Raw genomic sequence first — 16,607 nt, 5'->3', positions numbered from 1 at the left:
CATAGACAGGACAGGATACGAACATGGCAGAACAAACCTCAAATTGGTATGCGATCCGCACTGTTCCTGGTGCTCAGTTGCCGCAGCGTGAATTCGGCACGGAGATCACCCGAAGCCAAAAGGGTTATCGCATAGTCAGCGTCGTCAATCCGGGCAAGTCAGCTATTGAGCGCGCGTTAGAAGATGCGGGCATAGAACACTGGATGCCGTCAGAGAAGCGCCTGCAGCGCGACAGGCGCAAGACCCATGTGTGGCGTGTCCGGCGCTTTGCCCTGATGGTTGGGTATGTGTTCGTCCGCAATCCGAGTTGGTCACGCCTGCGGGACATGCCTCTCGTACACGGCATCGTCGGGGTGAATGGCACACCGCTTCCTATCGACATCATGGACATTCTCATGGTTCGCAGGATGGAGGCCAAAGCCGAGATAGCATTTGACAAAGCGGCGCGTGAAGCACGGCAAATAGTGAGAAAGGCTGCCAAGCACGATCCAGCCTTGAGAAAACTTGTGGATAGCTTCGATATTACAGGGAATATCACGGTTCCGCTCGATCAGATAGCCGCTTGAAATACGGGAACAATACGGGTACATTGCGCATAGGTGATTTGCGGCGCAGCGGATACGTCCCGGCCCTCAGCGGAGAGTTTCACCACTCCGCGTCATGGTGATATTTTCTCTAAATTCAGCGGCAGTTCTCAAACTTGCCCACTCCGCGACAGGAACAAGGCTTCCACTCGTGTCAGATCGCTGACAACCGGTGCCGCATGACATACTCAAGCCGGTCAAGTGGACAAGCGGGAATTTCAATTGTGAGGAAATATGGCGCGCCGGTATGTGACGATGACGCGAAGGTCTGTCGCCTCAGATGATTGGTATGAGGCAAACGCAATGGATTGTTTGGCCCGCACGGTATTCCAACCAGAGCCACAGGCAATCAAAACCGGCCTTCTCGATGCCTCCGGAGATGACATCTACATGATTGATGAGCCTGACCCGATTGGGTTTGTCAGGTGGGAAGATTGATGACGATGGCACGTGAAAAAGGCCTGAGCGCCAAGCAGATCAAAGACGCTGCTGACCGCGCTGAAACAACAGCACAGAAACAACAGGTCGGCATTCCTTTCGAGAAGGGGAAGTCCGGCAACCCTGCTGGACGGCCAAAAGGTTCTCGCAACAAGCTTGGCGAGCAGTTCCTTGATGACCTTTTGGCGAGTTGGGAAGCGAGTGGCGCGGAAGTCATCCAGCGCGTGATTGAGCAGAAGCCAGATCAATATCTCAAGGTCGTGGCATCGCTCATGCCGAAGGATTTGAATGTCAACATCAACCAAATGGACGGTATGACGGATGAGCAGCTTATCGCCAGCCTCCGCAGCCTCGACGCCGTCATCCAGCCTTTCCTCGCTGCTCAAGCAGAAAATGGAGATAGCGAAGGAAATCCAGCGCAGACAGCGCACTAACAAGCTTCGGTTCTACTCGCCTTACGCAAAACAGCGGGACTTCCACAGGGCAGGGCTCACACATAGCGAACGCCTGTTCATGGCGGGTAATCAGTTGGGTAAAACCGTTGCCGGTGGTGCTGAATGGGCAATCCATCTAACCGGGCGTTATCCCGATTGGTGGGACGGGGCTACGTTCAACACGGCCCCGCTTCTTTGGGCTGGGTCTGTTACAGGTGAAAGCACAAGAGACAATCCGCAACGCATTCTCATCGGCCCTCCGGCTATTGAAGATGACTGGGGGACCGGTTTCATTCCGGCCGACTGCATTCGTGATCGCACTCGGGCGATGGGTGTCCCAAACCTCCTCGACAGCGTTGTTGTTCGCTGGGGTGGTGGCGGGGACATTCAAGCAAGTGAGAGTGTCATTGCCTTCAAGGCCTATGAAAAGGGCCGGGAGAAGTGGCAGGGGCCGACAGTCGACGGCGTCTGGTATGACGAAGAACCGCCAGTGGACATTTACAGCGAAGGGCTGACCCGCACAAACAACGGCCAGCGCGGTCAGTTCACGCAGATGACATTCACGCCGCTGCTTGGAATGTCCACGGTGGTCAGCAGGTTTGTCATGCCAGCAAGTGACGACATAGGCGATGAAGCCCGGCACGTCACGTCGATGACCATTGACGATGCCGAACATTATTCACCGGAGCAGCGGGCAAAGATTATTGCGAGCTACCCGGCACATGAACGTGAAGCGCGAGCAAAGGGCATCCCAACACTCGGCAGTGGTTTGATCTTCCCGGTTCTGGAAGAAGACATTGTTGTCGTGCCATTCAAGATACCGGATATCTGGAAACAGATTGGTGGACTGGACTTTGGCTGGGATCATCCAACAGCTGCAGTTTGCCTCGCATACGATGCTGACAGCGATATTGTCTATGTGACCAAGAACTACAGGAAGCGTCAGGCAACACCGGTCATTCATGCAGCGGCGGTCAAGCCGTGGGGATCATGGTTGCCCTGGGCATGGCCGCATGACGGCAACAATGACACGGCGGCCGGCGAAAACCTTGCGTCCCAGTACAAGGCTCAAGGCCTGCATATGCTGCCGGAGCGGGCAACGTTCGAGGATGGCTCAAACAGTGTCGAGGCCGGACTGATGGACATGCTCGACCGGATGCAAACGGGCCGGTTCAAGGTGTTCTCGACCTGTGTCGAATGGCTGGAAGAGCGCCGCCTGTATCATCGCAAGGACGGCAAGGTCGTCAAAGAGCGGGACGACGTTATATCGGCCTCCCGGTACGCGCTGATGATGCTTAGGTTCGCCAAGATGGACACGCCTGCAGGCCAATGGAAATTCACACCCCGTAAGGTGGTCTAATGCCAAAAATGAATGATCAAGAGCTTGCTGGCGTCGTCGGTGGGCTGCTGGCGGATTGTGAGAACTATCAGGTCTCATATCGCCAGCCAGACCGCATAAAAGCCCAGCAGTATTATGATGGCGTCATGACCGACACACCTTCGGATGAGGGCCGGTCAAAGGCAATCTCCAAGGATGTGCGCTCGACCATGAAAAAGGTCCTGCCGTCCCTGTACCGGGTGTTCTTTGGATCGGACAAGATTGTCGAATATTCCCCTGTATCGCAGGGCGATGAGGAAAGCGCAGCTCAGGCCACCGATTATGTGAACTATGTTGTCCTGCCGGAGAGTGGCGGTCAGCAGGCCATTTATGACGCGATGCATGACGCGCTCTTGAAGCGCAACGGTATTCTGAAATGGTATGTCGAGAAGAAGAAGGAAACCCTGACCACCACGCATGACGGGCTTGACCAGATGTCAGCCCAATTGCTTGCCTCTGAAGCAAATGTCGAGGTTCTCGGCGTTGCTCAAGACCCGGCCACCGGTTCCTATACCTTGCAAATCCGTCGTGAGGTCGAAAACAAGCGTGTCGTACTGGAATGCGTTCCGCTTAGGGAATTCTATATTCATCCAGACGCGAAGACGATTGAAGACAGCCCTATCGTCACGCACAAGACGCTCAAGCGGCGCGGTGAACTGATCGCATCCGGTTACAAGAAATCGGTCATCGAGGCGCTGTCTGCAGCTGACGGTGCTGATATTCTTGATAGGCAGGATGAGGATGACGACAAGAGACAGCGTGTCATCGGCACAAGCGCACAGGGTCATCATCCGTCGATTGATGAAATCGAAATCATCGAAAGCTTTGTTCGCGTGGACTATGACGGCGATGGGATCGCTGAATTGCGCCGCGTGATCTATGCCGGTGGCTGCGACGAAGCAAAGATGCTTGAGAACGAGCCATGGGACGACATGATACCCTTTGGCGATCTGGTTGCAGAACGCGAGCCGCATCAATGGGAAGGCCGGTCCATTCCCGACGATATCGAGGAAATCCAGCGCATCAAGACGGTGCTGCTCCGCAATACGCTCGATAACATTTACTGGCAGAACAACCTTCAGCCAATTGTGCAGTCTGGGGCTATCCAGAACCCGGAGAGCGTCACCCAGGCAAAGTTCGGTGAGCCGATCCGTGTCAATGATGGCGTCGATGTTCGTGGGGCCGTGGGATATTCTCAGGTTCCTTTCGTTGCCGGGCAATCGTTCCAGATGCTCGGTTACATGGATGAGGCGATCACCGATCGTACTGGTGTTTCAGACGCTTCCAGCGGTCTTGCGCCGGATTCATTGCAGAACACCACCGCAAAGGCTTCAGCCATGATCGAGGCTGGCGGCATCGCCCAGACTGGTATGACGCTGCAAAATCTCGCCCTTGGCCTTCAGCGCGTGTTCAAGGGTGTCCTGCGTCTGGTCATCCAGCATCAGGATCAGCCGCGCACGGTGCGCCTGCGGGACAAATGGGTGACGTTCGATCCGCGCTCATGGGATGCCAGCATGGATGCCACGGTGAATACCGGCCTCGGCGCCGGTACGCGCGAACGTGACATGATGGCATTGCAGTTTGTCATGGGGATGCAGGAAAAGCTTCTCGCCAGCTTTGGCGCGACGGACAATCCATATGTGAAGCCTGACAATCTATGGAATGCATTGTCTCGCATGGTTGAGGCATCGGGTCTGAAAACCGTCAGTCTGTATTTCACCAAGCCCGATGACGCTGAAATTCAGAAGATGATGGAAGCCAAGCGCAACCAGCCCGATCCTGAACAGGTCAAGCATCAGAACGCTTTGGAGCTGGAGCAGGCCAAGGGGCAGACAGCCATCACCCGAGAAACAGCACAGGTTCAGGCCCAGCAGGCAATCCGCCAGCAGGAACTTGAGCACCAGACTGAACTGAACCGCCAGAAATTGGCGTTGCAGGAACAGGATGATGCCCGCAAGGCAGAGCTTGAACGTCGGCGCATGGAGGGTGAGTTTGCACTGGAGCGCGAGAAAATCGCTTCGCAGGAGCGCATTGCACTTGGCAAGCATCTTGAAAACCAGCAACGGGATGAAGCGCAGCAGTTCATGCGTGATCACGGCCATCTAGCAGGAACACACCAATGAGCAACACAGAGCGCGATGTGAATGATGCCCTGTTCCTGCTCGAACACCCGCTAATTCAGCGCATTCTCGGTGAACTGGAGAAATCGGCTACCGATTCCGCAGTCTATGCACCGATAACAGATCATGAGACGCGACAGGCACACATTGCCGAGGTTCGCGCCATCAGAGCTTTGCGGACGAAGCTCAAGGCTCTCTCAGAGAGCACAGCCACATCGGCCCGCAAGGTCTCCGTAGCATAAGCACGGGGATTTCTACCTAAAAGGAAGTCAACATGAGCGGCGAACCCACCAACCTGCCATCCGGCGGGAGTGATAACGCACACCCCTCTGATGCCCTCGACACGGCACTTGATGCAATGTTTGACGAAGGGGAGACTGAAGAGTCCAACCCCGATAAATCAGGCAAAGCCGACGCCACCGATGGGACTGAGACGGATGACGCCTTAAACGAAAATGGCGAAGAGACCGGCGATGAAGGCGAAACGGAAGGTGAGGGCGAAGAGCTTGACCCTGATGAAGCGACCCTCGTCACGCTTGCCGATGGAACTGAAATCAGCCTGAAGGAACTCAAGGGCGGTTATCAGCGGCAGGCAGACTACCAGAAGAAGACGCAGGAAGTCGCCAACATGCGGCGTGATGCGGAGGCGAAAGTTGCCGCCATCACCCAGCAGGAAGCGGCGTTTTCCCAGCAGCATTCCCAATTGCAGACAACCTTGGATGGGTTGGTGGATTATCTGGCAAATCGCTTGCCCGAGGAACCATCAACAACCCTCGCAATGACCAATCCCGGTGAATACACCCGCCAGAAGGCGATGTATGACGCGGCGGTCGGTGAATTGCAGACCATTCTTGCCACGAAAAAGCAGGTCAACGAGCGGGGCCAGCAGGTTGCATATCAGCAGCATCAGGAACGGCTCAAGGCCGAGAATGAGGCACTGGTTGCGGCTTTCCCCCAAATTGTCGACCCGGCCAAGCGTGAGGCATTCAACAAAGCAATTCTTGATACGGCGACAAAAGTTGGTTTCTCGACCGACGAACTGAACACCGTGACAGATCATCGTTTTTTGAAGCTCGGTTACTATGCGCAGATCGGCCTCAAGGCCCTTGAGCAGCAGAAAATCGGCAAGAAGAAAGTCGAAAGTGCCCCGGCGCTCGCGCCCGGTAAAGCTCGACCCACGGTCAATCCTTCCAACAAGGCCCTGCAGAATTTCAAGAAATCAGGTTCAGTCAGGGACGCCACCCAGGCGTTGGACGCTCTCGACTGGTCCTAGCCATTTTCGAAAGGAATATTACAAATGGCTCAGGCAGCAGGTACTTCCGATACCTACGATATGAAGGGCAAGGCGGAGGATTTCCGCGATGTCATTTATACCGTGGCCAAGGAGGAAACTCCTTTTCAAAAGCTGATCGGCACGACTTACGACGTGACGGCAGTCAAACATCAGTGGCAGACTGATACCCTTCGCGCTCCGGCAGCAAATGCCAAGCCGGAAGGCAACGAGACCTCCTTTACGGAAGTCGCACCGACTGTCGAAGTCGGCAATTACTGCCAGATTTCGGACGAAAGTTTCATGATTTCGAACACTGCGGAAGCGGTCAAGAAGTATGGACGCAAGTCTGAAATCAAACGCCAGACCGTGAAGAAGGCAAAAGAGCTTGCCCGAGACATGGAATACTCCATGGTCGGCGTCAAACAGGCATCTTCGGCCGGCTCTTCTGGTACTCCGGTTCGTCAGGCCGGTTCTCTCTGGACATGGCTTTCCACGAACGCCAATCGCGGTGCGACCGGTGCCAACGGCGGTTACAATCCGGCCACTGGTCTGACTGTTGCCCCGACTGACGGCACTCTACGCAACTTTGCAGAAGCCCAGATCAAGGACGTTCAGCAGAAGTGCTTCAATACCGGTGCAAAACCCACCGTTATCATGATGCACAGCAGCCTGAAGTCCACCTTCTCCAGCTTTGCCGGTATTGCGCTGAACCGTGTCGACCAGAAGGTCAGCAAGGGCAGCGACATGCAGGCGACCATTCTTGGTGCGGCTGACGTTTATCAGGGCGATTTCGGCTATCTGACGGCGCTTGCCAATCCATGGCAGAGCGTCCGCGACGTTGCCTTGCTCGACCCGGAAATGTGGGAAGTCGGTTTCCTTCGCGGCATGAACCAGACACCGCTCGCCAAGACCGGTGACGCCGAAAAGCGCCTGGTCAACTGTGAATGGACGCTCGTGGCCAAAAACGAAGCCTCCAGCGCGGTCATCGCGGACGTTCAGCCCACACCGTAACCTGAACGGCATGAATAACAGAGCGGGGGCCATTGGTCCCCGTTTCCCTTTCACTGGAAAGCAAGATCATGGCAGACGAACCAAACACCGACACGAACAAACAGGCGTCTTCGGCGAAAGATCGCACCATGGAAGTTCTGCTTCTTCGTGGATACTTCCACAAGGAAGGCGAGCAGATCGACGCCGGAACAATTGTCGAATTACCGGAACAGGAAGCGAAAGCTGCCATCCGCAACGGCCTTGCGACGTTCCCCGATGAGGCTTGACCGACCATATCGTCATGGCGAGGTCATCGAGGATGATCCCGTTCGTGGCTTCCGTCGTATCTGGTACGATATCGATGACAATTATGGCGCGGTGAAAACCGAATATTACGCCACAAACGAATTGCTCGACAAAAACGCAGCAGAGCGGGCCGAGAACCAGAAATGGGGCGAATTCGGCAAGGTCGCATCGATCCCCCTCAACCTTTTCTACAAAGAACTGCTCCCCGCCGTACAGGCCAAAGACGACGATTATATCCGTCGCTGGCTGCAGAATGGCGACAATGCGGGTTGGCGGACGCGAGACAAGATATGAGCGCTATCAACGGATATGCTGACCTTCTCGTGACCGCTGGGGAATATTCCGGCCGGAACGACATCGCGCACCTGTTTTCCCGGTTTCTCGGCATGGCCGAAATGAAACTCAATCGCCGGTTGCGGGTCGGGGATATGGAAAAGACGGCCACCGTCACATTGACGGACAGCACAGGACCGTTGCCATCCGATTTCATTGAAGCCAGAGCGGTCTCAATGCCGAATGGTCGGGTGCTGCGTTCATATCCACTACAAGCGCTTCTTGGCCGGTACAATCATCACATTCGTCTGACCCACACACCGGATGCTTTCGCTATCGTCGGCAAGACCATGACCGTCAGGCCGATTTGGGGTGGTGACGTACAGGTCATTTATTATGCGGCGTTGCCATCCCTGAAGCCGACAAACCCCACGAACTGGCTGCTTGATACTGCTTCGGACATCTACCTCTACGCACTGGTCGAGGAAATCGCGATCTGGGCGAAGGATGTCGCCGGGGCTGGCGCCGCAGCCAGTTTGAAGGAACAGGCAATCAAGTCATTCACCGTGAATGATGAAATTGCCCGCTTCGGTCAGAACAAACTTAGCATCGGCGGGGTAACGCCATGAGTTTGATTACTTCTGTCAATGCTGCCTGCGATGTCGTTTCGCTCGACCGGTTCGACACCGTTTACGGCAACAACAATCCCAATGCTCAAACCATGATTGAGTTTGCCCAGGAAGCAGGCGAGGAGATTGTCCGCCGCGTCGATTGGGAAAAGACACTCAAGACGGCAATCGTACCATCGTCACCCTACGCTTTGGACGAGAATTTTCAGCGTTTGATAACCGGCGGAGCCGTCACAACAGCAGCCGGTGAATTCGTTCGACCCGTTACCAATGGCAGTGAATGGACCGTGATCAATCAGGTTCCGTCTTCACAGCCATATTGCTTTATTCGAGGCGGCAAAATGCTCTTTTCGCCTGCAATCGCGGGAGTGGGGGCAATCATCGAATACGTCAGCCGCAATTGGATTTTGGCCGGAACTGACGAGAAATCGAAATTTACAGCCGACGACAACACATTCCTGTTCCCGGAGCGATTGCTGACTATGGGTCTCATTTGGCGCTGGAAGCGACAGAAGGGCCTTACATACGATGATCATCTTGCGGAATTCGAAGCTGCGCTTGCCTTTGAGATCGCAGCAGATCTGGGGGCCTCGCAATGATGGTACGTCCCGGGCGCGTTGCACAGACAAATCGCGGTAGCGTCTCGGTTGGCAGCAAGCCAACTGGAACACCGATCACGTTTCCGGCTCCTAAGCTTGGCCTCGTCTCGAATTATGACCTGATGGCAGAGCAGGCGGGCGCGGCCAGCGTATTGCAGAACTTCCTTCCAACCTTGAAGGGCGCTCGCATTCGTGGCGGTTCGGTCAAGAAAGCGCTTCTCGCTGGCCTCGGGAATGTCCGCAGCGCTTTCAATTATCGCTTCGGTGGCATCGAAAAGATGTTCATGGCGACTGACACCGGCATATTCGAGGTTACCAGCCCCTCAGCGCCACCGGCAACGACACCGGCAAGCCTTGGCAGCCAAACCTCCGGCAATTGGACCGTTGTGCAACATACCACCCAGGGCACGTCGATGATGGTGTGCGTCAACGGATCCGATCCGCGCCAGATGTACAACGGCACGGCGTGGGTGACGACACCGGCGATCACCTTTACAGACGGCACGACGACCAATCAGCTCAATTATGTGTGGCTGTTCAAGAACCGTGAGTTCTTCCTGAAGAACGGCACGATGGACGCCTATTATCTTGATCTGAATTCAATCGGCGGCGCGGCAAAAGTTCTGCCGCTTGGCGGGGTCATGAAAAAGGGCGGTTCGCTCCTGACCGGCTTTTCGTGGTCCATCGAGAGTGGCGATGGCCTGAATGACATGTGCTGCTTCGTCAGTACCGAAGGCGAAGTTGCGGTCTATTCCGGTGCAGATCCCAGTGATGTCAATACATGGGCGCTGAAGGGCGTCTACCAGATCGGTAAACCGCTCGGGAAAAATGCTTGGATCAGGGCTGGCGCTGACGTTCTGATTGCCACGACAGACGGATTTTTACCCATGTCGCAGGTTTTTCAGCGTGATCGGCAGGCGCTTTCGCTCGTCTCTGTCAGCCGGCCGATTGAGGACGAATGGCGGGCGGCAGCGTCCGCCACCGGTACAGGGTGGACGATCACGCAATGGATTGAACGCAATCTGGTTTTCATCACCTTTCCAAAAAACGTCGTCATTCAGGATACGACATTTGTCTTGAACGTCCTGACAGGGCGTTGGTCGATTGTCACCAACTGGAATGCAAGCTGCTTCTCGACGCTGCAGGGTAGTTTGTTCTTTGGGGCAGCGGGTGGCTATGTCTGGCAGGGTGACACAACGGGCACGGATGACGGATTGCCATTCATCGCTGCGTACCTATCTCAGTTCCTTGCTGGTGGTAACGTTGGCCAGCGCAAGACTGCCGCAATGGCTCGTATGCTGGTTCGCGGGAAGGCAAAGCCAAAGGTTCTCCTGTTCGCTCGGGCAGATATGAACAAGGCGCTTCCTGCATTCTCCGACGTGTCGATAGGAAATCAGGCATCTTCGGAATGGGATGTCGGATTGTGGGACCAGGCATTGTGGGATGGGGTCTCTGTCCGTAATGACTATTGGTATCGCCAGAATGTTCGGGCATCGGGTGATACGCTGGCGCTTGGCTGTATCATCGTTTCCGGCGGTCAGTATGCGCTTGATGCCGAAATCGACATTGGCGCGCTACAGGTCGAGGTTGGCGAGGCCAGCGCATGATAATCGTCTGGGCCGATGACGCGGGTTGTCTCGAGATCAACGACGGTATCGGGCAATTCGTCGCCTCTCATATCGCTGGGTGTGATCGGGGCTTTGAGAAATTCAACAGCCTGGGTGTGATTGACAAGGATCGGCTCATTGCCGGGGTGATCTATCACAACTGGTCCCCTGAAACCGGTGTCATTGAATTGTCGGCGGCATCAACCAGCCCGTTATGGCTGACGGTGCCTGTCCTGAACGCTATGTTCGACTACCCGTTCCGGCAGCTTGGTTGTCAAATCTGCGTTCTCCGGGTGTCTGAGCGCAATCAGCGCATGCGGCGCATTCTCGACAGGTTCGGCTTTTCCTCGGTTCGTGTGCCCCGTTTGAGAGGGCGAGACGAAGCCGAAATCATATTCACACTGACCGACGATGCGTGGTCTTCACACAAATTCAATACCAGACAGGGAGAGCGCGTCAGCGCTTGATTGCCGATGGGAAAATCTGCACCGAAAGCACCCGATCCAAAAGAGACAGCCGCGGCACAGACCGGGACAAATGTCACAACAGCGCTTGCAAACGCTCAGCTCGGCAATGTCAACAAGTACGGCCCTGACGGCAGCGTTACCTATTCCCAGAGCGGTAGCAAGCAATTCCGCGATCCTACAAACGGGGCGGTTTATGACATCCCGCAGTACAACCAGACGACGACGCTTTCGCCGCAACAGCAGGCCATCAAGGATCAGACTGACGCCGCACAGTTGAACCTTGGGCAGCTTGCCAACTCGCAATCGTCGCGACTTCAGGGGCTGCTCGGTACGCCATTCACTCTCAACGGCCTTCCGGCTGGAGGAGATGCGTCGAAGATCACGGGCCCGAATTACCAGCGGTTTGCGGACGGACCGCAGCTTCAGACCAGCTACACGGATGACTTCTCGAAGGACAAGCAGGCAGTCCAGGACGCACTCATGTCTCGGCTTCAGCCATCCCTCGACAAGGACCGGGCAGCACTTGAGCAGCGTCTCGCCAATCAGGGGATTCAGATCGGATCTGATGCATATAAGGCTGCAATGGATGATTTCGGCCGCACGTCGAATGATGCTCGCACTTCGACGTTGCTCGCTGCCGGACAGGAACAATCGCGCCTTGCCGGTTTGTCCCGCGATCAGGCGACTTTCGGCAATACCGCCAATCAGCAAATGTTCCAGAACAAGAACACCACAATCGGCGCGAACAACTCGCTGCAGGACCAGATGACCAATGCGCAGCTTGCCCAGTTCAATGCTGCAAACACGCAACGACAGCTTGCAACGAGCGAGAAATTCGCCGAACGCAACCAGCCGTTGAATGAAATCTCCGGGCTTCTCTCCGGTTCGCAGATCACCATGCCTCAGTTCGGTGCATCGAATATGCCGTCGATCCCGACTGTTGATTATGCCGGACTGGTTCAGCAGAAATATGCAAATGACGTGAACGCCTATCAGCAGAAGACAGGTGCTGCGGGCGGCATTCTCGGCGGGCTGTTCGGCCTCGGCGGAAAACTCATCGCCGCATCTGATGAGCGGGTCAAGAAAGACATCCAGAAGGTCGGTAAGGCCAATGGCCACAACCTTTACATGTACCACTACAAGGGCGAGCCGGATGACGCTCCGAAGCGCCTCGGTCTTCTTGCCCAGGAAGTCAAAAAGAAAAAGCCATCGGCTGTCATCAAGATGCCCGGTGGACTTCTCGCTGTCGATTACGGCAAAGCATTGGGGGCTTAAATGTCGGTTCAGTCATTCATCTTCGGCCCCGGCCAGAAATACAAGACGCAGGAAGACTTGGACCGCGCCCGCGCCATGGTGCGCGATATGTATGGCAATATCGGCTCTCCAAGAACTATAGGCGAGGGGCTGTCGGCGCTCGGTGATGGCATCATGGCAAACGTCATGAACCGCCGCATTGCGCAGGGACAGGGCGAGTTTGACAAGAACCGCGCCAGTGCTGACGCCGGTTTCTTGAGCGGTATGTCGGGACTGGGCGCGCCTGCATTTCCGTCCTCCGTTGCTGCTGGCGGCTCGCCTACTGCGCCGGCCGCAACCGGCGTGCAGGCTCCGGATGCAGAAGCCAGCGCTCTCCCGTCTTCTCTGTTGGGTGCGCTCGATAAAACAGAAGGGGGCGGAAATTACGACACCCTCTACGGTAACGCGCAGCGCAATGGCGGAGCTTTTTCGGGCATCAATGTTTCACAGATGCCAATCAAGGATGTTCTGGCCTTTTCTGACCCGAATGGGCGATATGCACAGTCAGTCAAGAGCCAGATCGGGCGCGTTGCAACGCCCATGGGACGGCATCAGATCGTTGGCACAACTTTGAGAAATGCTGTTGACCAGATGGGCATTGATCCCAATACGCCCTTTGATCGCAATACCCAGGACGCGATTGCTACGCATCTGGCGCGCAGCCGCATATCCGCAGCCGGTACGATGGAAGGAAAGATCGCAGGTCTCAGATCGGAGTGGGCTGGCCTGAAAAATGTTCCGGATGCTCAACTGGCGCAGATCGTGAATGATCTTGAGAACGGGAAATCAACGTCTCAGCCCACGCAGGTTGCTTCACTCGATCCATCGTCCGGAATGGAGCAGGCATACGCACCAACTCGGCCACGACAGAGTGCAGCGGTGCAGGCCATCAATCAGGTTGCACCACAGCAGAACAACTACCCGGAAGCCGGGAAAGTTGCGCCGGTCGATTGGACGGACCAGCCGCAGTTTTCAGTTGCTGCTGGTATGCAGTTTGCAAACGGTCAGCCGCCGCAAGGCCAGCAAATGGCGCCATTGCCACCTCAGCAGGCACAAACGCCACAGGCGGGGCAGGATGGCCGTCTGCCGGGCGTTTCAGACGCCATGTTGCGCGCCAATGACCAGATGATGGGCGGCATGTTCGCGCCACAGGGTCAGCAGCCGGTTCAGATTGCCGACAATGGCGGGTATTTTCCGCCGACTCCGTCGATGGCCGATGCTCCAGCACAACAGCCGCAGCAGAATGGCAACCGTCTGGAATTTTATGCCCGGCAGATGAGCAATCCATTTCTATCGCCGGAAATGAAGAAGCTCGCCCTGTACCAGTATCAGCAGGAGGCCGAACGCCAGCAACAGGCATCCGATCCGATGCGTCAGCTGCAATTACAGAAAGGCCAGTTGGAGATTGATGCCCTGAAGCGAGGCAAATCCGCTTTGCTGAATGCGGGCAATGGACAGCTTTACAACCCCAATACAGGCCAATGGATCACTGCGCCGGACAGCGGGAAGGACAAAGAGACAACCGACATCCAGAACTATAATTTTGCCAAGCAGAACGACGGATACTCCGGTACGCTTGCGGACTGGGTGAACAACGTCAAGCGCGGCAAGAACAGTGCGACCGTCAATGGGAACACTATCGATCTGGAAAGCCTTCCGCCTGTTTCCCTGAATGAGCAAGGCGCGCCCGATCCAGCCTCACAGGCTGAATTCCTGTCGAAGCTCCCGACATCCTTGCGCGCTCAGGTGCAGGGCATTTCAGAAGGCCGTATCCCGATTGAAAAGGTGACTTCTATGCGGGGTGGCGAGCGGCAGGAGCTTGCCCGCATCGTCTCGCTGTTCGATCCCACATTTGACATGTCGCAGTCCGGTGCCCGTGTGGCGATCCGGAAGGACTATGCTTCTGGCGAAATGGCAAAGCTTGCCGCGTCAAGCAATCTCGCACTCCAGCATGCGGGCGGTATGCTCGATGCGGCGGAGAAGCTGGATAATGGCCAATATCCATGGGTCAACGCTGCTGGAAACTATTTTGCCAGCAAGACGGGTCAGGGCGCACAGTCTGCCTTCGAAACCTATCGCCTTGGTGTGGCCGACGAGCTGGGCAAAGCCTTCCATGGTGTCGGCGCTGTTCCAGTCGAGACTGTCAAAGAGTGGAAAAATGCAATCAGCACGAGTAGTTCCCCGGAACAGTTGAGATCGGCGGTTGATGCTGCTGTTCACATGCTGGCTGCACGTACCGAGACATACAATCAGCGGTACAGGAACGTCATGGGGCAGGATGCGCCCAGCTTCCTTACGCCGGAGTCGGTCAAGACCTTAACTAAGTTGGGGATTGATCCGAGCACCCTTGATCCTCGCTATGTGGATAAGAGTGCTGGCAAGAATACCCCGGCTCCACTTGGCGCGGGCACTACCTCCGGTGGTCTGAAATGGAGCATTGAACAGTAATGGCAACCCTCAATATCAGCGGTCAGCGCATCAAGGTTGACGATGCGTTCTTGACCATGTCTCCGGATCAACAGAGCGCCGCAGTCGAGGAAATCGCTCGTTCGTTGCCACAGCAGGCAACTCCTGAACCCCAGCAATCGCAGGACTTGCGGAACTCTCTTTCCTCCTTGACGCAAAACCATGATATCGGCACCGCCGATCGGATGGCATTTGACGAGTTGCCCACATGGCAAAAGCCACTCCAAGCAGCCGATGATGTTGTGCGCAAGGGCGTAAACGGCCTCACGATGGGCTTTGCCGACAAGTTGGCAGGTTACATGAGTGGGACGGGAACGGAGGCCCAGCGGGAGCTTTCCCAGCAAGCGTCGAACCGCGCCGGATCAGCGGGAACAGCTGCCGAATTCGGGGGTGCCATCGCAACTCCTGTTGGTCTTGCAGGGAAGGGTATCACCTTGGCCGGCAGGGCTGGAGCAGCGACTATGCAAGGTCTTCCAGGCCTACTGGCGCGAACTGGCTTGATGGGAGCAGAGGGAGCTGGATACGGCGCATTGACCGCTGCTGGCAATGATGAAAACCTTGCGCAAGGTGCGGGTCTCGGCCTTCTTGGCGGTACTGTCGGCAATGTGGCAGGAGAGGCGCTGTCGGCCGGTATCGGTAAGGTGGCAGGACTCTTCAATAAGGGGCCCGCAGTTCCGAACCTGGAAGAACTGCGTAATGCCGCTGAACAGGCCTATAAACGTGCCGATGACGCAGGGGTGATGTTCAGTCCAACCGGTGTTCAAAAGCTCCAGAACAATATCATTTCTGATTTCACTGATCGCGGTTTCCTGCCTGCGAATGAACCGGGTGCTGCGGCTGTTCTCAATCAATTGGGTGAATTGAATGGTAAGAATGTTACCTTGAAAGGCTTGGATACCATCCGAAAAATGGCTGGAAATGCCTATATCCAGGGAAACAAGTCCAACAACGCGCTCATCAAGAAAATGATCGGACGAGTCGATGAGTTGGCTACATCCCCGGCCGCCGATGATGTGATTGCTGGGAATAGCCAGGTAGGATCAGACGCAATCAAGGAGGCAAGGGGGCTTTGGTCTCGGGTGAGCAAGCTGGATCAGGTCAATGACGCAATCCAGAAGGCCGATTTGCGAGCTGCTTCAACAGGATCAGGCGGCAATGTGGATAATGCCACACGTCAAAATCTGCGGCGGGTTCTGGAAAAGGGCCGGGGTTTCAGTCCTGATGAAAAATCTGCCCTTGAAGCCGCAATCAGAGGCACCTCGGGTCAAAACGCACTGCGGCTTGCAGGCAAGCTGTCACCTTCAGGAAACGGCCTGATGGCGGCGCTTGGCGTAGGCGGTGCAATGGTCAACCCATTGGTGGGCGCTGCATCTCTGGGCGGTATGGGCGCAAAGTATGCGGCCGACAGAATGACTAATCAGAATGTTCAGAAGCTGCTCAAGGTCATCAGCGTCGGTGGAGACCTATCGGCCACGCAGGCCGCTCCAAATGCGGTTCAGCGCCTTTCCAAGGCGAAACGCGATACCCTTGCTCGCATGATCATGGGTGGGACCATCAACCAAACTGTTCGGCCTTGAAGGCTTCAATAGCCACCACAATAGGGCAATAAGAAGCGCAATCGCGGTGTAGTCGCGCCAATCCCAGCCTTGGGTGTTCAATCGTCCCTGACCTGCGGCGACGACAATTGCAATTCCAGCAAATGGGATTGCTTTCCATAGTGGATGTTCTTTTTTGAATTCGTCAGGATCGT

At 55.8% G+C, this 16,607-nt stretch carries 16 protein-coding genes; all 16 read left to right on the top strand.

Translation table 11 applies throughout. The annotated features are described in order from the left end of the window. Nucleotides 1-23: 23 nt before the first annotated feature. Nucleotides 24-566, top strand: a complete 543-nt coding sequence (gene nusG / locus ACTJJ7_RS20090) for a transcription termination/antitermination protein NusG (RefSeq protein ID WP_440968607.1) — start codon at nt 24-26, stop codon at nt 564-566. A 455-nt stretch (nt 567-1,021) separates the two neighbouring features. Continuing rightward, complete coding sequence (locus tag ACTJJ7_RS20085; protein WP_440968606.1) at nt 1,022-1,456, top strand: DUF5681 domain-containing protein; 435 nt, start codon at nt 1,022-1,024, stop codon at nt 1,454-1,456. Further along, a complete protein-coding gene (locus ACTJJ7_RS20080) occupies nt 1,344-2,816 on the top strand; it encodes a terminase large subunit domain-containing protein (protein WP_440968605.1) in 1,473 nt (490 codons plus the stop codon). Before ACTJJ7_RS20085 ends, ACTJJ7_RS20080 begins: the two co-directional genes overlap by 113 nt. Further along, nucleotides 2,816-4,957 (top strand): portal protein, encoded by a 2,142-nt coding sequence (locus ACTJJ7_RS20075; protein WP_440968604.1) that lies wholly within the window; start codon nt 2,816-2,818, stop codon nt 4,955-4,957. The genes ACTJJ7_RS20080 and ACTJJ7_RS20075 overlap by 1 nt, the downstream gene beginning before the upstream one ends. Further along, the gene (locus tag ACTJJ7_RS20070) at nt 4,954-5,196 is read left to right on the top strand and encodes a hypothetical protein (RefSeq protein WP_440968603.1); all 243 of its coding nucleotides are present in this window, start codon (nt 4,954-4,956) and stop codon (nt 5,194-5,196) included. Before ACTJJ7_RS20075 ends, ACTJJ7_RS20070 begins: the two co-directional genes overlap by 4 nt. Nucleotides 5,197-5,228: 32 nt before the next feature. Continuing rightward, entirely contained in the window at nt 5,229-6,227 is a 999-nt protein-coding gene (locus tag ACTJJ7_RS20065; protein ID WP_440968602.1) for a hypothetical protein, read from the top strand. 24 nt (nt 6,228-6,251) lie between these two features. After that, nucleotides 6,252-7,238 (top strand): DUF5309 domain-containing protein, encoded by a 987-nt coding sequence (locus tag ACTJJ7_RS20060; RefSeq protein ID WP_440968601.1) that lies wholly within the window; start codon nt 6,252-6,254, stop codon nt 7,236-7,238. A 68-nt stretch (nt 7,239-7,306) separates the two neighbouring features. After that, nucleotides 7,307-7,504 carry a hypothetical protein gene (locus ACTJJ7_RS20055; protein WP_440968600.1) on the top strand — a complete coding sequence of 66 codons (198 nt, stop codon included), beginning with the start codon at nt 7,307-7,309 and terminating at the stop codon, nt 7,502-7,504. Next, the gene (locus ACTJJ7_RS20050) at nt 7,494-7,817 is read left to right on the top strand and encodes a hypothetical protein (RefSeq protein ID WP_440968599.1); all 324 of its coding nucleotides are present in this window, start codon (nt 7,494-7,496) and stop codon (nt 7,815-7,817) included. Before ACTJJ7_RS20055 ends, ACTJJ7_RS20050 begins: the two co-directional genes overlap by 11 nt. Next, the gene (locus ACTJJ7_RS20045) at nt 7,793-8,425 is read left to right on the top strand and encodes a phage adaptor protein (protein ID WP_440968598.1); all 633 of its coding nucleotides are present in this window, start codon (nt 7,793-7,795) and stop codon (nt 8,423-8,425) included. Before ACTJJ7_RS20050 ends, ACTJJ7_RS20045 begins: the two co-directional genes overlap by 25 nt. Then, complete coding sequence (locus ACTJJ7_RS20040; RefSeq protein ID WP_440968597.1) at nt 8,422-9,024, top strand: phage adaptor protein; 603 nt, start codon at nt 8,422-8,424, stop codon at nt 9,022-9,024. Before ACTJJ7_RS20045 ends, ACTJJ7_RS20040 begins: the two co-directional genes overlap by 4 nt. After that, nucleotides 9,021-10,631 carry a hypothetical protein gene (locus ACTJJ7_RS20035; RefSeq protein ID WP_440968596.1) on the top strand — a complete coding sequence of 537 codons (1,611 nt, stop codon included), beginning with the start codon at nt 9,021-9,023 and terminating at the stop codon, nt 10,629-10,631. Before ACTJJ7_RS20040 ends, ACTJJ7_RS20035 begins: the two co-directional genes overlap by 4 nt. After that, nucleotides 10,628-11,098: a GNAT family N-acetyltransferase gene (locus ACTJJ7_RS20030; RefSeq protein WP_440968595.1), complete on the top strand. Its 471-nt coding sequence runs from the start codon at nt 10,628-10,630 to the stop codon at nt 11,096-11,098. The genes ACTJJ7_RS20035 and ACTJJ7_RS20030 overlap by 4 nt, the downstream gene beginning before the upstream one ends. A 6-nt stretch (nt 11,099-11,104) precedes the next feature. Then, entirely contained in the window at nt 11,105-12,373 is a 1,269-nt protein-coding gene (locus ACTJJ7_RS20025; RefSeq protein WP_440968594.1) for a tail fiber domain-containing protein, read from the top strand. Then, nucleotides 12,374-14,839 carry a hypothetical protein gene (locus ACTJJ7_RS20020; RefSeq protein ID WP_440968593.1) on the top strand — a complete coding sequence of 822 codons (2,466 nt, stop codon included), beginning with the start codon at nt 12,374-12,376 and terminating at the stop codon, nt 14,837-14,839. Then, complete coding sequence (locus tag ACTJJ7_RS20015) at nt 14,839-16,434, top strand: hypothetical protein (RefSeq protein ID WP_440968592.1); 1,596 nt, start codon at nt 14,839-14,841, stop codon at nt 16,432-16,434. The genes ACTJJ7_RS20020 and ACTJJ7_RS20015 overlap by 1 nt, the downstream gene beginning before the upstream one ends. Nucleotides 16,435-16,607: the final 173 nt, after the last annotated feature.

It is taken from the genome of Phyllobacterium sp. 22229, assembly GCF_052056495.1.
GTDB classification, from domain to species: Bacteria; Pseudomonadota; Alphaproteobacteria; order Rhizobiales; family Rhizobiaceae; genus Phyllobacterium; species Phyllobacterium myrsinacearum.
This window is presented reverse-complemented; position numbering and strand designations above follow the sequence as displayed.

Excerpts from the sequence above, each read along its gene's own strand:
- nusG (WP_440968607.1), top strand. The coding sequence starts at position 24 with ATGGCAGAACAAACCTCAAATTGGTATGCGATCCGCACTGTTCCTGGT.
- ACTJJ7_RS20085 (WP_440968606.1), top strand. The coding sequence starts at position 1,022 with ATGACGATGGCACGTGAAAAAGGCCTGAGCGCCAAGCAGATCAAAGAC.
- ACTJJ7_RS20080 (WP_440968605.1), top strand. The coding sequence starts at position 1,344 with ATGAGCAGCTTATCGCCAGCCTCCGCAGCCTCGACGCCGTCATCCAGC.
- ACTJJ7_RS20075 (WP_440968604.1), top strand. The coding sequence starts at position 2,816 with ATGCCAAAAATGAATGATCAAGAGCTTGCTGGCGTCGTCGGTGGGCTG.
- ACTJJ7_RS20070 (WP_440968603.1), top strand. The coding sequence starts at position 4,954 with ATGAGCAACACAGAGCGCGATGTGAATGATGCCCTGTTCCTGCTCGAA.
- ACTJJ7_RS20065 (WP_440968602.1), top strand. The coding sequence starts at position 5,229 with ATGAGCGGCGAACCCACCAACCTGCCATCCGGCGGGAGTGATAACGCA.
- ACTJJ7_RS20060 (WP_440968601.1), top strand. The coding sequence starts at position 6,252 with ATGGCTCAGGCAGCAGGTACTTCCGATACCTACGATATGAAGGGCAAG.
- ACTJJ7_RS20055 (WP_440968600.1), top strand. The coding sequence starts at position 7,307 with ATGGCAGACGAACCAAACACCGACACGAACAAACAGGCGTCTTCGGCG.
- ACTJJ7_RS20050 (WP_440968599.1), top strand. The coding sequence starts at position 7,494 with ATGAGGCTTGACCGACCATATCGTCATGGCGAGGTCATCGAGGATGAT.
- ACTJJ7_RS20040 (WP_440968597.1), top strand. The coding sequence starts at position 8,422 with ATGAGTTTGATTACTTCTGTCAATGCTGCCTGCGATGTCGTTTCGCTC.
- ACTJJ7_RS20035 (WP_440968596.1), top strand. The coding sequence starts at position 9,021 with ATGATGGTACGTCCCGGGCGCGTTGCACAGACAAATCGCGGTAGCGTC.
- ACTJJ7_RS20030 (WP_440968595.1), top strand. The coding sequence starts at position 10,628 with ATGATAATCGTCTGGGCCGATGACGCGGGTTGTCTCGAGATCAACGAC.
- ACTJJ7_RS20025 (WP_440968594.1), top strand. The coding sequence starts at position 11,105 with ATGGGAAAATCTGCACCGAAAGCACCCGATCCAAAAGAGACAGCCGCG.
- ACTJJ7_RS20020 (WP_440968593.1), top strand. The coding sequence starts at position 12,374 with ATGTCGGTTCAGTCATTCATCTTCGGCCCCGGCCAGAAATACAAGACG.
- ACTJJ7_RS20015 (WP_440968592.1), top strand. The coding sequence starts at position 14,839 with ATGGCAACCCTCAATATCAGCGGTCAGCGCATCAAGGTTGACGATGCG.